General features: G+C 67.5%; 18 protein-coding genes. 12 read left to right on the forward strand and 6 right to left on the reverse strand.

The features are described from left to right. The first annotated feature begins 839 nt into the window (after positions 1-839). The 3 genes from ACE5C1_RS05485 to ACE5C1_RS05495 all read left to right on the forward strand — a co-directional run bounded on the left by ACE5C1_RS05485 (position 840) and on the right by ACE5C1_RS05495 (position 2,922). Positions 840-998, forward strand: a complete 159-nt coding sequence (locus ACE5C1_RS05485; RefSeq protein ID WP_374943053.1) for a hypothetical protein — start codon at positions 840-842, stop codon at positions 996-998. Between the two features lie 512 nt (positions 999-1,510). After that, the gene (locus ACE5C1_RS05490; protein WP_374943054.1) at positions 1,511-1,726 is read left to right on the forward strand and encodes a hypothetical protein; all 216 of its coding nucleotides are present in this window, start codon (positions 1,511-1,513) and stop codon (positions 1,724-1,726) included. Between the two features lie 173 nt (positions 1,727-1,899). Continuing rightward, positions 1,900-2,922: a glycosyltransferase family 2 protein gene (locus tag ACE5C1_RS05495; protein WP_374943055.1), complete on the forward strand. Its 1,023-nt coding sequence runs from the start codon at positions 1,900-1,902 to the stop codon at positions 2,920-2,922. Between the two features lie 119 nt (positions 2,923-3,041). On the opposite strand, the gene ACE5C1_RS05500 is transcribed toward ACE5C1_RS05495, so the two are convergent. Beyond that, entirely contained in the window at positions 3,042-4,658 is a 1,617-nt protein-coding gene (locus ACE5C1_RS05500) for a M28 family peptidase (RefSeq protein WP_374943056.1), read from the reverse strand. Next, on the reverse strand, positions 4,655-5,092 hold the full coding sequence (locus ACE5C1_RS05505; RefSeq protein WP_374943057.1) for an MAPEG family protein: 438 nt from the start codon (positions 5,090-5,092) through the stop codon (positions 4,655-4,657). Before ACE5C1_RS05505 ends, ACE5C1_RS05500 begins: the two co-directional genes overlap by 4 nt. A 178-nt stretch (positions 5,093-5,270) precedes the next feature. Here ACE5C1_RS05505 and rpmF point away from each other — a divergent pair, with 178 nt between their 5' ends. The 5 genes from rpmF (at position 5,271) to ACE5C1_RS05530 (ending at position 8,278) form a co-directional block, all read left to right on the forward strand. Beyond that, positions 5,271-5,450: a 50S ribosomal protein L32 gene (gene rpmF / locus ACE5C1_RS05510; protein WP_374943058.1), complete on the forward strand. Its 180-nt coding sequence runs from the start codon at positions 5,271-5,273 to the stop codon at positions 5,448-5,450. A 31-nt stretch (positions 5,451-5,481) separates the two neighbouring features. Then, positions 5,482-6,522 carry a phosphate acyltransferase PlsX gene (plsX, locus tag ACE5C1_RS05515; RefSeq protein WP_374943059.1) on the forward strand — a complete coding sequence of 347 codons (1,041 nt, stop codon included), beginning with the start codon at positions 5,482-5,484 and terminating at the stop codon, positions 6,520-6,522. Continuing rightward, a complete protein-coding gene (locus ACE5C1_RS05520) occupies positions 6,519-7,478 on the forward strand; it encodes a beta-ketoacyl-ACP synthase III (protein WP_374943060.1) in 960 nt (319 codons plus the stop codon). Before plsX ends, ACE5C1_RS05520 begins: the two co-directional genes overlap by 4 nt. Before the next feature lie 168 nt (positions 7,479-7,646). Continuing rightward, complete coding sequence (locus ACE5C1_RS05525; protein WP_374943088.1) at positions 7,647-7,928, forward strand: integration host factor subunit alpha; 282 nt, start codon at positions 7,647-7,649, stop codon at positions 7,926-7,928. Then, entirely contained in the window at positions 7,925-8,278 is a 354-nt protein-coding gene (locus ACE5C1_RS05530) for a MerR family transcriptional regulator (RefSeq protein ID WP_374943061.1), read from the forward strand. The genes ACE5C1_RS05525 and ACE5C1_RS05530 overlap by 4 nt, the downstream gene beginning before the upstream one ends. Before the next feature lie 10 nt (positions 8,279-8,288). On the opposite strand, the gene ACE5C1_RS05535 is transcribed toward ACE5C1_RS05530, so the two are convergent. The 3 genes from ACE5C1_RS05535 to ACE5C1_RS05545 are packed head-to-tail and all read right to left on the reverse strand — an operon-like array spanning position 8,289 to position 9,923. After that, on the reverse strand, positions 8,289-8,846 hold the full coding sequence (locus tag ACE5C1_RS05535) for a DUF1190 domain-containing protein (RefSeq protein ID WP_374943062.1): 558 nt from the start codon (positions 8,844-8,846) through the stop codon (positions 8,289-8,291). A 13-nt stretch (positions 8,847-8,859) separates the two neighbouring features. Next, positions 8,860-9,273, reverse strand: coding sequence for a DUF350 domain-containing protein (locus ACE5C1_RS05540; RefSeq protein WP_374943063.1), 414 nt, complete (start codon positions 9,271-9,273; stop codon positions 8,860-8,862). Between the two features lie 11 nt (positions 9,274-9,284). Then, a complete protein-coding gene (locus ACE5C1_RS05545; protein ID WP_374943064.1) occupies positions 9,285-9,923 on the reverse strand; it encodes a DUF2491 family protein in 639 nt (212 codons plus the stop codon). Between the two features lie 121 nt (positions 9,924-10,044). Between ACE5C1_RS05545 and ACE5C1_RS05550 the strand changes: the two genes are divergently transcribed. The 4 genes from ACE5C1_RS05550 to ACE5C1_RS05565 are packed head-to-tail and all read left to right on the forward strand — an operon-like array spanning position 10,045 to position 16,691. After that, positions 10,045-10,476 carry a YjfI family protein gene (locus ACE5C1_RS05550; protein WP_374943065.1) on the forward strand — a complete coding sequence of 144 codons (432 nt, stop codon included), beginning with the start codon at positions 10,045-10,047 and terminating at the stop codon, positions 10,474-10,476. 24 nt (positions 10,477-10,500) lie between these two features. Next, on the forward strand, positions 10,501-11,229 hold the full coding sequence (locus ACE5C1_RS05555; protein ID WP_374943066.1) for a PspA/IM30 family protein: 729 nt from the start codon (positions 10,501-10,503) through the stop codon (positions 11,227-11,229). Positions 11,230-11,251: 22 nt separating this feature from the next. Further along, entirely contained in the window at positions 11,252-12,397 is a 1,146-nt protein-coding gene (locus ACE5C1_RS05560; protein WP_374943089.1) for a glutathionylspermidine synthase family protein, read from the forward strand. Between the two features lie 43 nt (positions 12,398-12,440). Beyond that, positions 12,441-16,691 carry a response regulator gene (locus tag ACE5C1_RS05565; RefSeq protein ID WP_374943067.1) on the forward strand — a complete coding sequence of 1,417 codons (4,251 nt, stop codon included), beginning with the start codon at positions 12,441-12,443 and terminating at the stop codon, positions 16,689-16,691. Between the two features lie 59 nt (positions 16,692-16,750). On the opposite strand, the gene ACE5C1_RS05570 is transcribed toward ACE5C1_RS05565, so the two are convergent. Next, positions 16,751-17,761: an aldo/keto reductase gene (locus tag ACE5C1_RS05570; protein WP_374943068.1), complete on the reverse strand. Its 1,011-nt coding sequence runs from the start codon at positions 17,759-17,761 to the stop codon at positions 16,751-16,753. Between the last annotated feature and the right edge of the window lie 33 nt (positions 17,762-17,794).

Genomic DNA, 17,794 nt, shown 5'->3' on the forward strand with positions numbered 1-17,794 from the left:
GCCGTTCTGTCGGTGAAGTTGTCATGGGAAGTTCCTCTCGTTGAAGGAACTCCATCGTCTGCCGCCGCTGCCGCAGGGCCAAACCTCAACGCATGCGCGCTACCTACCGCCGGGCACCCCTGCCGCGCAGCGGCTTCGTGCATTGGGTCTAGGTGTAATGTGGAAGAGGCCGCGATTCGTTCCCTGTCAGCGTCGAATGAGTTGTCGCGGGCTACGAACCAACACAGCGAAACGGGACTGGTGCCACGAATGGTGCCACGAACAGGTTATAAAAAATATAACTCAATGATATCAAGGGCCTGACAAAAACATGTGAGTCCTCTTCTGGCACCATTTTCGGAAAAATGGGCTTTACAGAGGGCGAATTTGGCACCCGCCTGTCGAGTGGGCAAGCTGCGACCGGCGCCAAGTCTTGATGGTCTCTGACTCAAATTCAATCCTTGGCACGATCCGGCGGATGCTCGGTTCACCTTTGCGGGCGCGGGAGACCATCATGGCGCGCGCGGAGCCGATGCGGCTGATGGCGCGAACGGTCGCGCGCCGAGCATGGGGGATCGCAAAACGTCGCGGACCACGACTTTGCCGAAGACGGGAGCGCCGCGGGCCGGACCGCTGGCAGGAGATGGCCAGAGGTCGGTAGAGCGCGGGCCGGTCGGGGTGCAGCCCACGCGCATGCCGGGATCGCCGCCCGGTAACCGGCCGAACCCTGTGGCCGAATTCGTCGGTGGCGTCGGTCAAGGACTTTACGACGTCGGGGAAGGGGCGGTGACGGGAGTCCATGCTGCGCTGACGACGAATCCGGCCACCACCGTTCGCAATGCCGGCCGCGGGATAGCGGCATGATCGATATCGCGATCGCCGCCGAGGATACGCCTGCTCGTGTCCAAGTTACGCGCGCGGCAGACGCGGTCGCCAACGCCTCGGCGCAAGACATCGGTCGTGCCACCGGGTCGGTCGCCGGGAACGTCGCGCTGGCGGTCGCGCCGGGAGCGCGCTGAGCAAGGCTTCCAAATTGATCAGATCCGCAAGGCGGTGCCGCGCACGACCTTTGATCCGCCGCAGATCGGCTGGGTGAAGGAAACTCTAAAGCGTGACGAGCCGTGGAGAGCATATAACGACTCGGCGACAGGCCCACGCCCCGGTCAGGCGCCGACGTTGATGCGAACGAATGTCGGACGGCTCGAAGCGACCGGTCAAGTTCGATGGCATACAAGGCGAATATGTCATCGATCGGAAGTGGGCGTGAGGAACGCGCCGCATGCGCGAGCCCAGCTATTGCGACAATCGGACGTGTTGGCGCAACATCGCCTGATCGAAACATGGGAGGTTCCGACCCCTGTCCAGAAGGCCAAGGCGCTAAAGCTGCTTAAGAAGATGAACGTCACCAACGTCAAAGTCAGGGTGATGAAACCATGATAGCCATACAGGTCGCGCACATCGTCGCTCGTTTAGTAGTTTTTTTGCGGATTTAACCGACGAAGACCTGCTTGATCCGGTTTTGGCTGTTGGAATGATGGAGGCACTAGGTGCCGACCTTGAAGCGTTGGAAAAGGGTTTTCTTCGCGAACTGGTTGACGCATTCGCGGCCATCGCTGCGGAATACAGTGGTGAAGCGCAAGAAGTCGTGCGCAACATCGCGCATAGTTTTTACCTTGAAGAGGCGCTCGCAGCCGACGATCCGGTAGGGCTGGCCGAGTTGGAGGCGCTGCGCGACGCGGGGGATTGAACGCGCGGAGTGCAGCGAAGACGGTTGAAAACCGCGCAACCCGAGTGTCGCCGCCGTCCGATGAGCGACGAAGGGAATGGTGAGCGCACGAAGCGGTGATCGGGCCGGGGCCGCTCGAAGACGCCAGGTTCAGCCACGCGTTTCGTATAGGAGAGCGGGTGAGGAGACGAGCCATGCCCGACTTTCTGCCATATCGAAACGCCTTCGCAGACAAGGCCGATGTGGAGACGGAGGAGTTGTTCGTCGGCTCCGATCACACTCCGCCGCGGCTCTCCATTATGATTCCGACATTCCAGCGCCACGACCTGCTGATCGACGCGCTGCGATCCGCCTTGGCGCAGAACGCTGCGATTCCGATCGAAATGGTGGTGCTGGACGACGATCCGCAATCGTCGGAGATCGAAAGCCTGCTGGCAGATGTTCCGGAGCTTGCCCGAGCAAACTTTCGCTACCTGAGAAATCGGCAGAATCTAGGCTATTACCAAAATCACAGCCGCTGCATCGAAGTTGCGCGGGGCGCGTGGCTGACCATCCTTCACGACGATGACATGCTCGACCCGGGGTTTGCACGCGAGATGCTGGCGCAGTTCGACAGGGACCCGCGCATCAAAGGTCTGACGTGCCGCAAGCGCACGCTGGATTGCCGGGCGGTGCCGTACACGGAGAGCTGGATCAGGGGCATCCCACGCCAGCTGATGGAGCTGCTGCAGTTCGGCTTCAAGAACACGAGAGTGATCGGCGGCCGCAAACTTTTCTGGTCGTGCATGCTCGGAAACATGGCCGGCTTCATGTGCCGCACCGCCGACGCCCGGCGTATCGGAGGTTTTTACCCGGAAGAGTATCCGTCGGCCGATTACTACTTTTACGCCCGCTTCGCTCACCGCCTTACGCTGGGCGAAATGCGCAAGACACTTATGACATTTCGGGTGTTCGTCAATGCGGCGATCAAGAAGGAAACCAACGTCGCTGCACTGAGAAAGAACTTCGAGCTGCAGAGCGCCTGCGTCGGAACGGTGGTACCGAAATCCTGGGGGCGGATCATCCCGCTGCTGATGGCGCGGCAGGTGAAGACGACCGGGCGCTACTGGGGCAACGACGTGACGAACGAGGAGATCGGTGCCGATCTTGGCGTGAAGCTGCCAAGGGATCGTCCGTACCTGCTCTACACCTTGCGCACATTGCTCGGTGGGTTGTGATAACCTCGCCTGGCCTCGATCCAACGTCGTCCAGCTTTCGGATCATTCGCTCAGCCTCGTCAAAACAATCAGTTCGCGAAGATCGGCCCTGTCCCCGCTCCTGACCGGCGCCGGTCGGCCTATTTCCGCTCGGCGGACGTTGCCGCGCGGATGCTCTTGAACTCCGACCCGTCTCGCCAGTCCGGCCACACCCGCGTCGTTGCCAGCCGCGCACCGATCGCGTGGAACAGGTCGACATCCTGGGCGGCGCCGCGCAGGTCCCACGCTGCGCTCCAGGCGTCGCAAGTCTGGTGATAGCAGCGCATGTAGCCCTCGAGCCACGCCTGCCCCGCCGGGCGCCCGCCGCCGGCCAGGTCGGGCGCGCCGCTGATCGCCATCAGCAGCAGCGTCGGCACGCCGCGGCGCGCGAGGCTGAAATGGTCGGCGCGGTAGAACAGCCCGCGTTCTGGCAGCGCCTCAGGCGTGACCGCGCGGCCCTGCGCGCGTGCGGCGTCGGCGAGCATGTCCTCGATCGCGTTCTGGCCCGCGCCGACGAGCAGCACGTCGCGTGCGGGGCCGGCGGTCTGGAGGATGTCGAGCGTCAGGTTGGCGACGGTCTTCGCGGCCGGGAAGACCGGATCGCCGGCGTACGTCTCCGAGCCGAGCAGCCCGCGCTCCTCACCCGTCCACAGCGCGAAGATGAGGGTGCGGTCCAGCTTCGGGCCGCGTGCGAATTGGCGCGCGAGATCGAGGACGCCCGCGACGCCGAGTGCGTCGTCGTTGGCGCCGGGGCGGATCGTCCGGCCTTGCGCGTCGGCGGCGCCGATGCCGTAGGCGTCCCAATGCGCGCCGAACATCACCACCTCGTCCGGGTGCGTCTTGCCGGGGATTTTCGCCAGCACATTGCGGCTCTCGGCACGCTGCCAGGTGGCGGGTAGGTCGGCGTCGAAGGTCTGCTTGAGCGCGACCGGGCGGAAATCGCTGCGCCGCGCGGCTCTGCGCAGCGCGGCGAGGTCCTGGCCCGATGCGGCGAAGAGACGGGTGGCGGCGTCGCCCTCGAACCAGCCCTGGAGCAGGACGCGGGTGTCGCCGGCTTTGCGGACGATGTCGTAGTTCTCGCCCTGCGGCGCGGTGACGGTGTTCCAGCCATAGCCCGCGCCGGGCGTGTCGTGGACGATCAGCGCGCCGATCGCGCCGCGCCTGGCGGCTTCTTCGAACTTGTAGGTCCAGCGGCCGTAATAGGTCATCCGCCGGTCGCCGAACTTGCCCTTCGCATCGTCGCCCGCAACGGCCTCGAAATCGGGATCGTTGACCAGGAAGACCGCGACCTTGCCCGTCAGGTCGACGCCCTTGAAATCGTCCCAGCCGCGTTCGGGCGCGGTAACACCGTAGCCGACGAAGACCATCGGCGCGTTGGCGATGCGCACCCGGTCGACCGGACGCACGGTGCTGACGTAGATGTCGCGGTTCTGGACCAGCGGCATGCCGCCCGCGGTCATCGTGCCGCCTGCGACCTTCGTGCGGACGAGCGGCACGGCCTGCGTCCAGCTGCCGCCGGGACCGCCGGGTTGCAGCCCGATCGCCTTGAAGCGCGCGACCAGCCAGTCGACCGTCTTCGTCTCGCCGGGCGTTCCGGGCGCGCGACCCTGAAAAGCGTCGGAGGCAAGCGTGCGGACGTCTGCGGACAAGGCTTGCGGATCGGTCTGCGCAGCGGCGGGGCCGGTGAGGAGGGCCGCCAGGGCAAGGAGCCGCTTCATGCGCGCACGTCCAGCGGCTCGGCGATCACCGCACCGCCCGCAGGGCGCGCGGCGTAGGCGGTGGCGAGTGCCCAGCCGCTCATGAGCAACAGCAGCACCCAGGTCGCGACCGCGCCGCCACCACGCAAGGGATTGGTGCCGCCACGATCCATGCCGATCGGGTGCGCCAGCCGGGCGAGGACAAAGGCGACGCCGGCGATCCATAGCCAGGTCGTCGCCGCGCCCGCCAGTTCGAGCAACGCGAGCAGGATCAGGAAGAACGGCGCATATTCGACCAGATTGGCCTGCGCGCGCATCCGTGTCTCCAGCAGCGCAGCGCCGCCGGTGCCGATCAGCGTCTTGTCTTGCATCCGCAGCCGGACGATGCGGATGGCGAGCCAGATGTTGGTGATCGCCAGTGCGGCGGCGATCGTGAGCGTAATCGGCAGGATCATGACAGACGTCCCCTTATGTACGGGCATGACCTGCCATGCTTGCAACCACCACGCAAATCGCTATAGGCGCGGGACTTCGCGATGCGTCCGGCCGACGGATCGTGGCCTCCCTTGCCGGTCGGCCGCGAGTCTTTCGGTTCGATGCGTATCGGACCTGTAGATCAAGTAAGGTGCCGAGATGGCCGTCCCCAAGAGAAAGACTTCCCCCTCCAAGCGCGGCATGCGTCGCGGGCACGATTCGCTTGTCGTGGCGTCCTTCCAGGAATGCCCGAATTGCGGCGAGCTGAAGCGCCCGCACAATCTGTGCAACGCCTGCGGCCATTACAACGGCCGCGAGATCGTCTCGGTCGAGGCGTAACGCCTCACCTCTCCCGAAAGCCTGCTGCCTGATGTCCGACAACTCCTGGATCGCCGTCGATGCGATGGGCGGTGACAAGGGGCTCGAGGTGATGATGGCAGGGGTCGCGCAGGCGAGCCGACGGTTCGTGGGAATGCGGTTCCTGCTCGTCGGCGACGAAGCCGCGATCCGCGAGAGCCTGACGACCCACCCCCATCTGACTGCCCATTCGGAGGTCGTCCATGCGGCCGGCATCGTCGCGTCCGACGAGAAGCCGACCCAGGCGATCCGCCGCGCCAAGACGACGTCGATGGGCATCGCGATCGACCTGGTGAAGCAGGGGCGGGCGGGCGCCGCTGTGTCGTGCGGCAACACCGGCGCGCTGATGGCGATGTCGAAGCTGGCGCTCAGGATGCTGCCTGGAATCGACCGCCCCGCGCTGGCCGCGCCCTTGCCGACGCTGGGCGCCAACGACGTCGTCATGCTCGATCTCGGCGCCAATACCGAGGTCGACGCGCGCAACCTGGTGCAGTTCGCGGTGATGGGCGCGGTGTATGCGCGCACGATCATGGACCTGGAGCGGCCGCGCGTCGCGCTGCTCAACATCGGCACCGAGGACCAGAAGGGCACCGGCGAAATCCGCGATGCCGCCGCCGCTTTGAAGGCCGCGACCGACCTGCCGATGGTCTTCACCGGCTTCGTCGAGGGCGACCGGCTGGCGCGCGGCGATGTCGACGTGATCGTGTGCGACGGCTTTGCGGGCAACATCGCGCTGAAGACCGCGGAGGGGACCGCACGCTTCGTCGCCGACCTGCTAAAACGCGCTTTCTCCAGCTCGGTGCGCTCGAAGATCGGTTTTCTCATCTCGCGCCCGGCGACCGAGTTGCTGCGCCATCACCTCGATCCCAATGTCCACAACGGCGCGGTTTTCCTGGGGCTCAACGGCATCGTCGTGAAGAGCCACGGCGGTGCGACCGAGCTGGGCGTGGCGACCGCCATCGGCAATGCCGCCAAGATGGTGCGCGCCGATCTGACGCGGCGGATCGCGCAGGATCTGGCGGCGATCGGCGCTTCCACGGGCCAGGCGGCATGATGCGATCGGTGCTGACCGGCACGGGATCGGCGCTGCCGGTCAAGCGGGTGTCGAACGCCGAGCTGGCGGAGCGGGTCGACACCACCGACCAGTGGATCGTCGAGCGCACCGGCATCCGCTTTCGCCACATCGCCGGGCCGGACGAGACGACCGCGACGCTCGCTGCGGATGCGAGCAGGGCGGCGATCGCGGCGGCGGGGCTTGCGGCCAGCGACATCGACCTGATCGTGCTGGCGACTGCGACCCCGGACCAGACCTTTCCCGCGACCGCGACCAAGGTGCAGGCGATGCTGGGCATCGACGATTGCGTCGCGTTCGATGTGGCGGCGGTGTGTTCGGGGTTCCTGTATGCGGTGCAGGTCGCCGACGCGATGCTGCGCACCGGTGTCCATGCCCGTGCGCTGGTGATCGGCGCCGAGACGTTCAGCCGTATCCTCGACTGGGAGGACCGCACCACCTGCGTGCTGTTCGGCGACGGCGCCGGCGCGGTGGTGCTGGAGGCGCGCGATACCGACACACGCGGCATTCTCGCCACCAAGCTTCACGCCGACGGGCGCCACAACGACCTGCTCTACGTCGATGGCGGCCCTTCGACGACGGGGACGGTCGGCAAGCTCCGGATGAAGGGGCGCGAGGTGTTCCGCCACGCGGTCGTCAACCTGGCGGCGGTGATGGGGGAGAGCCTGGCGCTCGCCGGCTTGACCATCGCCGACGTCGACTGGGTCGTGCCGCACCAAGCCAATGCGCGCATCCTGGACGCGACCGCGCGCAAGCTTGGGCTGGCGCCTGAGCGCGTGGTGGTGACGGTCGATCGCCATGCCAACACGTCGGCGGCTTCGGTGCCGCTCGCGCTCGACGTCGCGGTGCGCGACGGGCGGATCAAGCAGGGCGACCTGGTAGTGCTGGAGGCGATGGGCGGCGGGTTCACCTGGGGCGCTGCGGTGATCCGCATCTGAGCCGCTATATACGCAGATTAATCCCTTTCGGATGCAGGGTTGCTTGTGATAGCAGAGACTTGCTTTGATGGGGGCGATGCGATGCATATGGCGGCGACGATGACCACGAGGCGGGACGCCGGATCGGCAGCGGTTCTGCGGAGCGATGCGACGGACACCGCGGGCACATTGACCAGGGCCGATCTGGCCGAATCGCTGCACAGCGAGATCGGACTGTCGCGTGCGGAATCGAGCAAGATCGTCGAGCAGATCCTCCACGAGATGTGCGCGGCGCTGTCGCGCGGCGAGAACGTCAAGATCTCGGGCTTCGGCACCTTCGTGCTGCGCGACAAGGGCGAGCGCGTCGGTCGCAATCCCAAGACCGGGGTCGAGGTGCCGATCGCACCGCGCCGTGTCCTCACCTTCCGCGCCAGCCAGATGATGCGCGAACGCATCGTCGCCGCGGGGTGAGCAGCGCACCGGACCGCCCCCGCGCGAAGGCGGAAGCCAAAGCGGAGGGGGCGTTCCGGACCATCGGTGAACTCGCGCGGGAGACGGGACTCGCGCAGCATGTCCTGCGCTATTGGGAGACGCGCTTTCCCCAGCTCCGCCCGCTCCAGCGCGCGGGCAATCGGCGCTATTACCGGGCCGAGGACGTGGCGCTGGTCCGGCGCATCGACGCGCTGCTGAACCGCGAGGGCTATACTGTGCGCGGGGTGCAGCAGGTGCTGGCGAGCGAGGCTGTCGTCGCTGCACCGGGAGCGCTGGAGGCGTTGCGTGCGATCCGCGACCTGCTGGCGGCGGCGCTCGCCGAGGATTGAGCCCGGCGTCTCAGCCGCCGAAGCCGCGACCGCCGAACCCGCCACCGAAGCCGCCGCGCGAAATGACCGAGCTGCGCGACTGGATGCGCGCCGGCGCTCGTGCACTGGAATCGAAGGCGGATGTGCCCACCTGGGTGCGTCCCGTCGCATAGTCGCGGCTGATCCGCGCGCCCGCGCCACCATAATAATCGCCGTTGCGATCGCGGTACATCGGCGCGCCGCGATAGCCGCCGCCGATGTTGTTCAGCGCTTGCCCAACGATGAAGCCGGTCAGCAGCGGCGTGAAGAAACTGCCGTTGTTGCGCGGCACGCATTGCGCCACGCCATATTGCTCCTCGCACGTCTGGCGGTTGTCGTAGCGCGGGGCGTTCGCGTCGTTGGCCTTTTGCGCCTGCGCATACGCGGTTTCGCACTGGTCGGCGGGGATCTTGCCCGCCGAGCGGCATTCGGCGACGCTGGTGTAGCTGGTCGCCTCGACCTGCTTGCCGCCGTCCATGTCGCAGGCGGTGAGCGAGACGCCGGTGCCTGCCATCAGCGTGGTGAGGACGATCGTCCTGGAGCGCTTCATCGCGGAGTCCTCCTCAGGCGCTCATGCAGGCGGCGTTGAGCAGCCCGACGCCGAGCGAGATGCTGGCCATGTAGATCGCCGCGGCCATTTCGCCGCGCACGATCCGGTCGCTGAAATCGGGCATGACGACGCGGCGCACGATCGTGAACGCGACGATCTGGATCACCCCCGCCAGCAGTGCCCAGGCGGCGAATTCGGGCAGGCTGACCGTATGCTCCAGCGCCGAGGCGAGCGCGAGGACATAGCCGAGCAGTGCGGCGCCGAGCGTCACCGCGGCGGCGACGTTGCCTTCGCGGATCAGCGTCCGCTCGTGATACGGCGTCGCGGCCTGGTAGATCAGCTTGAACAGGATCGTGAACACCCCCGCCGCGACGAAGGCGATGACGAACGCGACCGCACTGGCCACGAAACCGCTGGTGTCGATCATCATATCCCCCATCAAGCCCTGAATTCGCCGAGTTCGAGCGCCACGCCGAGCATGATCTCGAACGACACTTCGCCTGCTTCGTTCTCCTGGTCGATCGCGAGCAGCAATTCGCGCCCGCCGCCGTCCAGATCGCGCGCGAAGAGCATGCAGACCTGGAAGATGCGTCGGTCGACGATGCCGTCGCGGTCGTCGTGCAGGTCTTCCCAGAAGGTGACCGGCTCCTGGCGCTCGGCGACGTCGTCGAACCAGAAGCGGCGGTATTCGGGCAGCCCCTCGTCGGTGAAGGTCCGCGCGGTCAGGCGCCGGCGCCATTCGGATCGTTCCCACGGGCCGCTCGGATAGGTGCTGCGCCACGGTGCGAACAGCGTCACGTCGGTGACATCGGCGCCGGCGCGGTCGTTCGACACCGCCTGGAACAGAATATCGTCGTCGGTGTAGAAGCGGTGGACGAAGCCGCCCTCGTTCAGGTCGACCAGCCCCTGCGCGACGATCTGCAGCGTGTCGGCGTCGAACGGGAACTTCAGGTCATCGCCGAAGCGCCGCCACGCCAGCGGATCGAGCACGACCGATCGGCCGAGCGTGACGTTGCGGACGGTGGGAAGCTCGGTGTCGGCAAGCGGCTGCTTGCGGCCGAACAGGCGGTCGAACATGCGGGTCCCCGAGTGAAGCGTTCGCACCATAGGCCAGTCACCGGCGCTCTGGAAGCGTTCCGCTGGAAAGTCGCGCGCGAAGCCCTATTATCGGCACGAAGCAACGAGCATTCGAGGGACCATGACCGATATCGCCTGGACCGTCCGCACCCTCAAGACCGCGCTCGATGGCTGCGACGCCGTCAAGGCGGACGAGTTCACGCCGCGCGTCGTCGAGGGCACCGATCCCGTGTTGCTCGTCACGATGCACCATCACGGCGACCTCGAAGCGTTCGTCAACGTGAGCGAAGAGCAGATCGCGGCGTCGGTGCTGTTGTGGCCGTGCGACGAGCAGGCGGACCGCGCGGCGTTCAACGAATTCCTGCTGAAGGCGCAGAAGCTGGTGCCGCTGTCCAACTTCGGCATTGCCACCGTCGACGGGCGCGATTTCTACGAGCTGTTCGGCGAGTTGGCGACGACCACGTCGCTGGAGACGATCGTGATCGAATTGCGCGCGCTGGCGACGAACGCGATCGACGCGGCGACCGACTTGCGCCAGTCGTTCGCGGCCTGAGTTAGACACCAACCGGAGCATATCATGGCGATCTGGAGCAAGCTGTTCACTTTGGGCCGCGCGGGCGCGCACGAAGCATCGACCGCGATCGTCGATGCCAATGCGCTGCGCATCCTCGACCAGGAAATCCGCGACGCCGACAAGGCGCAAGGGAAAGCGCGCGACGATCTGGCTGGGCTGGTCGCGCGGCGACGGATGCTGGAGACCGAGGTGGGCAGCTTCCGTGCGCAGGCCGAGAAGTACGAGGCGTCGGCACGAGTCGCGGTCGACAAGGGCAATATGGACCTGGCGCGCCAGGTTGCGCAGCGGATCGCCGACTTGGAGCAGGACATCGCGACCAAGGCGCCGCAGATCGCGGACATGCGCGCCGCCGAGGACCAGATCCACGCCGCAGTCGCCGCGACCGACCGCAAGATCGAACAGCTCCGCCGCGAGGTCGACGTCGTCAAGGTCAACGAATCGGTCCAGAAGGCGCAGGCGACGGTGGCCGCGAGCGGCGCAGGCAGCTCGATCGGATCGGCGGCGGAAAGCCTGGCGCGCATCCGCGAGCGCCAGATGATCCGCGGCGAGAAGATTCGCGCGGCGGGCGAGCTGGAGGATCGCCGCACCGGCGCCGACCTCGACGAGAAGCTGCGGTTGGCGGGGATCATGCCGGGGCAATCCTCCGCCGACGACGTGCTGGCGCGGCTGAGCGCGCCCAAGCCGACGCTGCAGATCGAGCAGCGCACCGACACCAAGACCGGCGAGGGCTGAGGTCCCGATGCGCCGGGTGACGATGGAGCCTCGCGGCGATTGGCGCGCGCAGGCCGATGCGATCGGCTTCGTCTATCACGATACCGGCGGCGCGCCCTATTGGGACGAAGGCGCGGCTTATGCCTTCACGTTGCGCGAGATCGAGGAGGATATCGAGCCGGTCGCGGCCGAGCTCCATGCGATGTGCCTCGATCTGGTCGAGGAGGTCGTCCGCGACCAGGCGCTGATGGAGCGGTTGGCGATTCCCGCGGCGCACCGCGACTTCGTCGCCGCATCGTGGCGGACGCGCCAGCCGTCGCTCTACGGACGCTTCGACCTGGCCTACGATGGGCAGGGTCCGGCCAGGCTGTACGAATACAATGCCGATACGCCGACTTCGGTATTCGAATGCGCGACCTTTCAGTGGATATGGCTGGAGCAGCTGATCGCGTCGGGCGTGCTGCCGGCCGGCGCCGACCAGTTCAACAGCCTGTTCGAGGCGCTCAGGAACCGCTTCGGCGCGATCTTTCCGCACGGCGGCTTCGTCCATTTCGCGGCCGACGCCAGCGCGATCGAGGATCGCCAGACCGTCCGCTTCTTCGAAGATCTGGCGGTGCAGGCCGGCATCGAGCCCAAATTCGTCGAGATGCAGGAAATCGGCCTGAACGCCACCAGCCGCTTCGTCGACGACGATGGGCTGGAATTGCAGGCGGCGTTCAAGCTCTACCCATGGGAATATATGCTGCGCGAGCCCTATGCCGCCAATCTGGCGACCGCGGGGGTGCGGTGGATCGAGCCGGCGTGGAAGGCGATCCTGTCGAACAAGGGGCTGCTGCCGCTCTTGTGGCAGCGGCACGAAGGGCACCCGAACCTGCTGCCAGCCTTCTTCGACGACGATCCGCAAGCCGCGGTGCTGGGCGACAGCTACGTCCGCAAGCCGCTGTTCTCGCGCGAAGGCGCCAATGTCGAAGTGGTGCGCGACGGCGTGGGGGAGATTGAAACGGACGAGGGTTACGGCGCCGAGGGGTTCGTCCGCCAGGCGTTCTGCCCGCCCCCCGTGTTCGACGGCAACCATCCCGTCATCGGCGTCTGGATCGTCGGCGACGAAGCGGCGGGCATCGGCATCCGCGAGGACGACGGCATCGTCACGCGCAATCTCGCCCGCTTCGTGCCCCACTTCATCGAATAGCGGATCGTTGGCACGTCCAACGCAATTCGATATTGCCGCGCGTATGAAGGACCAGGCACCATTGCACGACGCGGACCGGCGGACGCGCGCTACGACCGATGCGGAAGTCCTCTCCGGCCCCGGTGAGGTGCGCGCCATGATGCGGGCGCACGACTGGGCGCGGTCGCCGCTCGGGCCGCCTGAGCAATGGCCGCAGAGCCTGAAGACGGTCGTGCGGATCATGCTGTCGTCGCGCTACGCGATGTGGATGCTGTGGGGGCCGGAACTGACGTTCCTGTGCAACGATGCCTATCGCCCGACGCTGGGCGCCAAGCAGGGCTGGCTCGGCGCGCGCTCGGACAAGGTCTGGCAGGAGATTTGGCACGACGTCGGTCCGCGCATCGACCATGTGCTGCGATCGGGCGAAGCGACCTGGGACGAGGGGCTGCTGCTGTTCCTGGAGCGCAGCGGCTTTCGCGAGGAAACCTACCACACCTTCTCCTATTCGCCGCTGGCCGACGATGACGGGGCGGTCGTCGGCATGCTGTGCGTGGTGACCGAAGTCACCGAACGGGTGATCGGCGAACGACGCCTGCGCGTGCTGCGCGATCTGGGATTGCGCACCGCCGAAGCGCGGACCGTGGACGGGGTATGGCAGGCGACCGCCGAATGCCTGGCCGCCGATTCGCACGACCTGCCCTTCACGCTGACGTATCTGCGCGATGGCGAGCGCGACGGGCTGACGCGCGCGGCGGCGACCGGGATCGATACCGCCGATGCCGCCGCGCCGGCCTGGCAGCAGGTGGACGGCGGCGTGTGGCCGGTTGCCGCGGCGCTGTCGGGCGAGACCGCGCAGGTGGACGATCTGGCTGCGCGGTTCGGCTCCCTTTCTGCCCGGCCGTGGGCCGCAGCGATCACCCAGGCGCTGATCGTGCCGATGCGCGCGCAAGGGCAGGACGAGCCGATCGGCGTCTTCATCGCGGGGCTCAATCCGTTCCGCCCGCTCGATGCCGAATACCGCGGTTTCATCGACCTGTTCGTCGGGCAAGTCGCGGCGGGCCTGGCCAATGCGACCGCCAACGAGGCCGAGCGCCGCCGTGCCGAGGCGCTGGCCGAGATCGACCGCGCCAAGACCGCGTTCTTCTCCAACGTCAGCCACGAGTTCCGCACGCCGCTGACGCTGATGATCGGTCCGCTCGAAGACGCTTTGGGCGACGCGGATCGGCTGCCCGCGGAACAGCATGCCCGGGTGGACATCGCGCACCGCAACAGCCTGCGGCTGCTGCGGCTCGTCAACGGCCTGCTCGATTTCTCGCGCATGGAGGCCGGGCGCGTTCAGGCGAATTTCCGCGCGACCGACGTGGCCGCGTTGACCGCGGACCTGGCCTCCTCGTTCCGCGCCGCCACCGACCGGGCGGGGCTGACGCTCGACGTCGATTGCCCCCCGCTCGGCGAACTGCCGCATGTCGATCGCGACATGTGGGAGACGATCGTCCTCAACCTGCTGTCGAACGCGTTCAAGTTCACCTTCACCGGCGGCATCGCGGTGCGCGTGCGCGAGGAGGGCGGGGTCGTGCGGCTGGAGGTGCGCGACACCGGCACCGGCATCGCCGCGGAGGAGCTGCCGCGGCTGTTCGAACGGTTCCACCGGGTCGAGGGTGCGCACGGGCGGTCGTTCGAGGGCAGCGGTATCGGCCTGGCGCTCGTCCAGGAACTGGTGAAGCAGCACGGCGGCGACATCGCGGTTTCCGGCCGCGTCGGCGAGGGCACCGCCTTTGCCGTCACCATACCCCTCGGCACCGCGCACTTGCCCGAGCAGCGGCTCGGCACCGACGCGGGGGCGGCATCGCAAGGCGAGCGTCCGCGCGCGTTCGTCGAGGAGGCGCTCCGCTGGCTGCCGGACGGCGGCGTCGTCGGGCCGGAAACCACCGCTCCCGCGAACCCCGATGGCCCGCGAATCGTGTTGGCGGACGACAATGCCGATCTGCGCACCTATGTCGCGCGGCTGCTGGCCGATCACGGCTATGCGGTGGAGGTGGTCGGTGACGGCGTCGCGGCGCTGGAGGCGATCCGGCGCGCGCGGCCCGACATGGTGATGAGCGACGTGATGATGCCGCAGCTCGATGGCCTGGGGCTGCTGCGCGCGATCCGCGACGACGCTGGCTTGCGTGACCTGCCGGTCATCCTGCTGTCGGCGCGGGCGGGCGAGGACGCCAAGGTCGAGGGCCTGGAGGCGGGTGCCGACGATTACCTGGCCAAGCCCTTCTCGGCACGCGAGCTGGTCGCGCGGGTCGGCACCAATCTGGCGCTCGCGCGCGTCCGGCGGGAGATGATGGACGTGCTCTCCGAAAGCGAGGCGCGCTTCCGCAACATGGCCGATCACGCACCGGTGATGTTGTGGGTGACCGAGCCCGGCGGCCAATGCACCTGGCTCAACCGCGCGTGGTACGATTTCACCGGGCAGAGCGAGGCCGAGGCGCTGGGGTTGGGCTGGATCGACGCGACGCATCCCGATGACAAGGCATTTGCCGAACGCGCATTCCTGGACGCCAATGCCGCACAGGCGCCGTTCCGGGTCGAATATCGCCTGCGCCGCGCCGACGGGGTCTATCGCTGGGCGATCGATGCCGCGGCGCCGCGGTTCGGCAGCGATGGCGGGTTCCTGGGCTATATCGGATCGGTGATCGACATCACCGATCGCAAGGCCAACGAGGACATGCTCGAACGCCGCGTCACCGAGGAGATGGCCGCGCGCGAGGATGTCGAGGAAGCGCTGCGCCAGGCGCAGAAGATGGAGGCGGTTGGTCAGCTGACCGGCGGCATCGCGCACGATTTCAATAACCTGCTGACGATCATCACGGGCAACATCGACATCGCACGGCGCAGCCTGGGCGACGATGCGAGCGCGCGCGCCGCGCGGGCGATGGACAATGCGCAAAAGGGCGCCGATCGCGCCGCCGCGCTGACCCAGCGCCTGCTCGCCTTCTCGCGGCGGCAGCCGCTGGCGCCCAAGCCGCTCGACGTCGACAAGCTGGTCGGCGGGATGGCGGACCTGCTTCACCGGGCGCTCAGCGAGACGGTGCAGCTGGAGATCGTTACCAATCCGGGGCTGTGGCGGGTCGAGGCCGATGCCAACCAGCTCGAGAATGCGATCCTGAACCTGGCGGTCAACGCGCGCGACGCGATGCCGCGCGGCGGCACGCTGACGATCGAGACCGCCAATGCGCGGCTCGACGAGCATTACGGCGCCGCGCATGCCGAGGTGACGCCGGGCAATTACACCGTCATCGCGGTGACCGACACCGGCGCCGGCATGGCCAAGGAGACGCTCGCAAGGGTGTTCGAGCCGTTCTTCACCACCAAGGAGGTCGGCAAGGGAACCGGGCTGGGGCTCAGCCAGGTCTACGGCTTCGTCAAGCAATCGGGCGGGCACGTGAAGGTCTATTCCGAACCCGGCGACGGCACGACCGTGAAGCTGTACCTGCCGCGGCTGATGGGCGAGGCCGAGCCCGACGAGGAACAGGCGCACGCCGCCGCCGAACGCAGCGCGCGCGGGCAGACGATCCTGGTGGTCGAGGACGACGAGGACGTGCGCGCCTACACCGTCGATATCCTGCGCGAGCTGGGGTACCGCATCGTCCAGGCGCACGACGGGCCGTCGGCGCTGGCGACGATCGAGCGCGACACCGACGGTATCGACCTGCTGTTCACCGACGTCGTGATGCCCGGCATGAGCGGCAGCGAGCTGGCGGACCAGGCGCGGGCGCTCAGGCCAGGGCTGAAGGTGCTCTATACTTCCGGTTATACGCGAAATTCGATCGTCCACGGCGGGCGGCTCGACAAGGGTGTCGAGATGATCGCCAAGCCGTTCACCTTCCAGGCGCTGGCCGAGAAGATCGGCGACGTGCTGGCGGCGGGATCGAGCGGGCGGCTGATCGTGGTGGAGGACGACCCGACCGTCAGGATGTTCGCGGTCGAGGCGCTGGAGGCCGCAGGCTATGCGGTCGACGAGGCCGCGACGGGATCGGAAGCGCTGAACCGCATCCGCGCGTCGCAGGGGCGCTACGACGCGGTGGTGCTCGACATCCGCCTGCCCGACGGCCGCGGCACGTCGCTGGCAGGCGAATTGCGCGCGCGCCACGCCGACCTGCCGATCCTGATCGCGACCGGCGAGCACGAGGCGGACGCACGCGCGCGCTTTGCCGACGATCGCTGCGTGGCGGTGATCGGCAAGCCGTACAATGCCGCGATGCTCACCGCAGCGTTGGAGGCGCTGGGGGTGCGCTGTACGGCAAGCCGATCGGGCGGGGGCTGAGGCGGGGTCAGCCTTCGGTCCAATCCTCTCCCTCCGGGGGAGGATTATTGGGCGTCAACCTACGCCAATTCCTCGTCCGGCAGCGTCTCGGTGTCGATCTGAGCCTGCATCGCCGCGGCGTAGCGGGCGCCGCGGATGGCGCCGGGGGCGAAGATCGCGTCGATGCGCGCGCACACCGCATCGTCGAGGGTGACCGTCGCGGCGGCGACATCCTCCTGGAGGTGCGCGATGCTGCGGGTGCCGGGGATCGGCACGACATGGTCGCCGCGCGACAGCACCCAGGCGAGTGACAGCTGCGCCGGGGTCAGCGCGATCTCGGCGGCCAAAGCCTCGTACGCGCGCACCGCGTGGAGATTGTGCGCGAGGTTCGGTTCGGTGAAGCGCGGCATGCCCGCGCGGATGTCGTGCTCGGCATAGTCCGCCTGCCGCACCGCGCCCGCCAGCAGGCCGCGCGCGACCGGCGAGAAGGCGACGAACGCCGCGCCGATCTGCCGGCACGTGTCGAGCACCCCCATTTCGGGATTGCGGACCGCAGGCGAATATTCGCTCTGCACCGCGGCGATCGGGTGGACGGCGTGCGCGCGGCGGATCGTCGCCGCCGACATTTCCGACAGGCCGATCGCGCCGATCTTGCCCTGGTCCTTCAGCCGCACCAGCGCGCCGACCGACTCCTCGATGGGCACCCGCCGGTCGAGCCGGTGGAGATAGACCATGTCGACGTGATCGGTGCCGAGCCGTGCGAGCGATCCCTCGACGGTCCGCGCGATCGAACCGGGGGAGCCGTCGAGCGATCGCTTGCCGTCGACGAAATCGAGCACGCATTTGGTGGTCAGCGTGAATTCGGACCGGCGGTGCATCACCGCGCGCGCGATCAGCCGCTCGTTCTCGCCGAGGCCGTAGAGCGCGGCGGTGTCGAGCAGGGTGATGCCGAGATCGAGCGCACGGTTCAGCAAGGCCGTGGCATCCTCCAGCGACGGCGGCGTGCCATAGGCATGGTTGAGGTTCATGCAGCCGAGGCCGATCGACGACACGGCATACGGCCCGAGGGCGCGGACAGGCAGGTTGGTCATGGCGCCGCGTTACAGGCTCGCGCGCGCAAAGCC

Origin of the sequence: Sphingomonas sp., from assembly GCF_964263785.1 — a bacterium.
In the GTDB taxonomy this organism is placed as follows: Bacteria; Pseudomonadota; Alphaproteobacteria; order Sphingomonadales; family Sphingomonadaceae; genus Sphingomonas.

Bases quoted from the DNA above. Each gene is read 5' to 3' on its own strand.
- ACE5C1_RS05535 (WP_374943062.1), bottom strand. From the start codon at position 8,846: ATGAAGCGCTCCAGGACGATCGTCCTCACCACGCTGATGGCAGGCACC.
- ACE5C1_RS05550 (WP_374943065.1), top strand. From the start codon at position 10,045: ATGACCGATATCGCCTGGACCGTCCGCACCCTCAAGACCGCGCTCGAT.
- ACE5C1_RS05495 (WP_374943055.1), top strand. From the start codon at position 1,900: ATGCCCGACTTTCTGCCATATCGAAACGCCTTCGCAGACAAGGCCGAT.
- ACE5C1_RS05555 (WP_374943066.1), top strand. From the start codon at position 10,501: ATGGCGATCTGGAGCAAGCTGTTCACTTTGGGCCGCGCGGGCGCGCAC.
- ACE5C1_RS05565 (WP_374943067.1), top strand. From the start codon at position 12,441: ATGAAGGACCAGGCACCATTGCACGACGCGGACCGGCGGACGCGCGCT.
- rpmF (WP_374943058.1), top strand. From the start codon at position 5,271: ATGGCCGTCCCCAAGAGAAAGACTTCCCCCTCCAAGCGCGGCATGCGT.
- ACE5C1_RS05545 (WP_374943064.1), bottom strand. From the start codon at position 9,923: ATGTTCGACCGCCTGTTCGGCCGCAAGCAGCCGCTTGCCGACACCGAG.
- plsX (WP_374943059.1), top strand. From the start codon at position 5,482: ATGTCCGACAACTCCTGGATCGCCGTCGATGCGATGGGCGGTGACAAG.
- ACE5C1_RS05570 (WP_374943068.1), bottom strand. From the start codon at position 17,761: ATGACCAACCTGCCTGTCCGCGCCCTCGGGCCGTATGCCGTGTCGTCG.
- ACE5C1_RS05520 (WP_374943060.1), top strand. From the start codon at position 6,519: ATGATGCGATCGGTGCTGACCGGCACGGGATCGGCGCTGCCGGTCAAG.
- ACE5C1_RS05560 (WP_374943089.1), top strand. From the start codon at position 11,252: ATGGAGCCTCGCGGCGATTGGCGCGCGCAGGCCGATGCGATCGGCTTC.
- ACE5C1_RS05540 (WP_374943063.1), bottom strand. From the start codon at position 9,273: ATGATCGACACCAGCGGTTTCGTGGCCAGTGCGGTCGCGTTCGTCATC.
- ACE5C1_RS05505 (WP_374943057.1), bottom strand. From the start codon at position 5,092: ATGATCCTGCCGATTACGCTCACGATCGCCGCCGCACTGGCGATCACC.
- ACE5C1_RS05500 (WP_374943056.1), bottom strand. From the start codon at position 4,658: ATGAAGCGGCTCCTTGCCCTGGCGGCCCTCCTCACCGGCCCCGCCGCT.
- ACE5C1_RS05490 (WP_374943054.1), top strand. From the start codon at position 1,511: ATGATGGAGGCACTAGGTGCCGACCTTGAAGCGTTGGAAAAGGGTTTT.
- ACE5C1_RS05485 (WP_374943053.1), top strand. From the start codon at position 840: ATGATCGATATCGCGATCGCCGCCGAGGATACGCCTGCTCGTGTCCAA.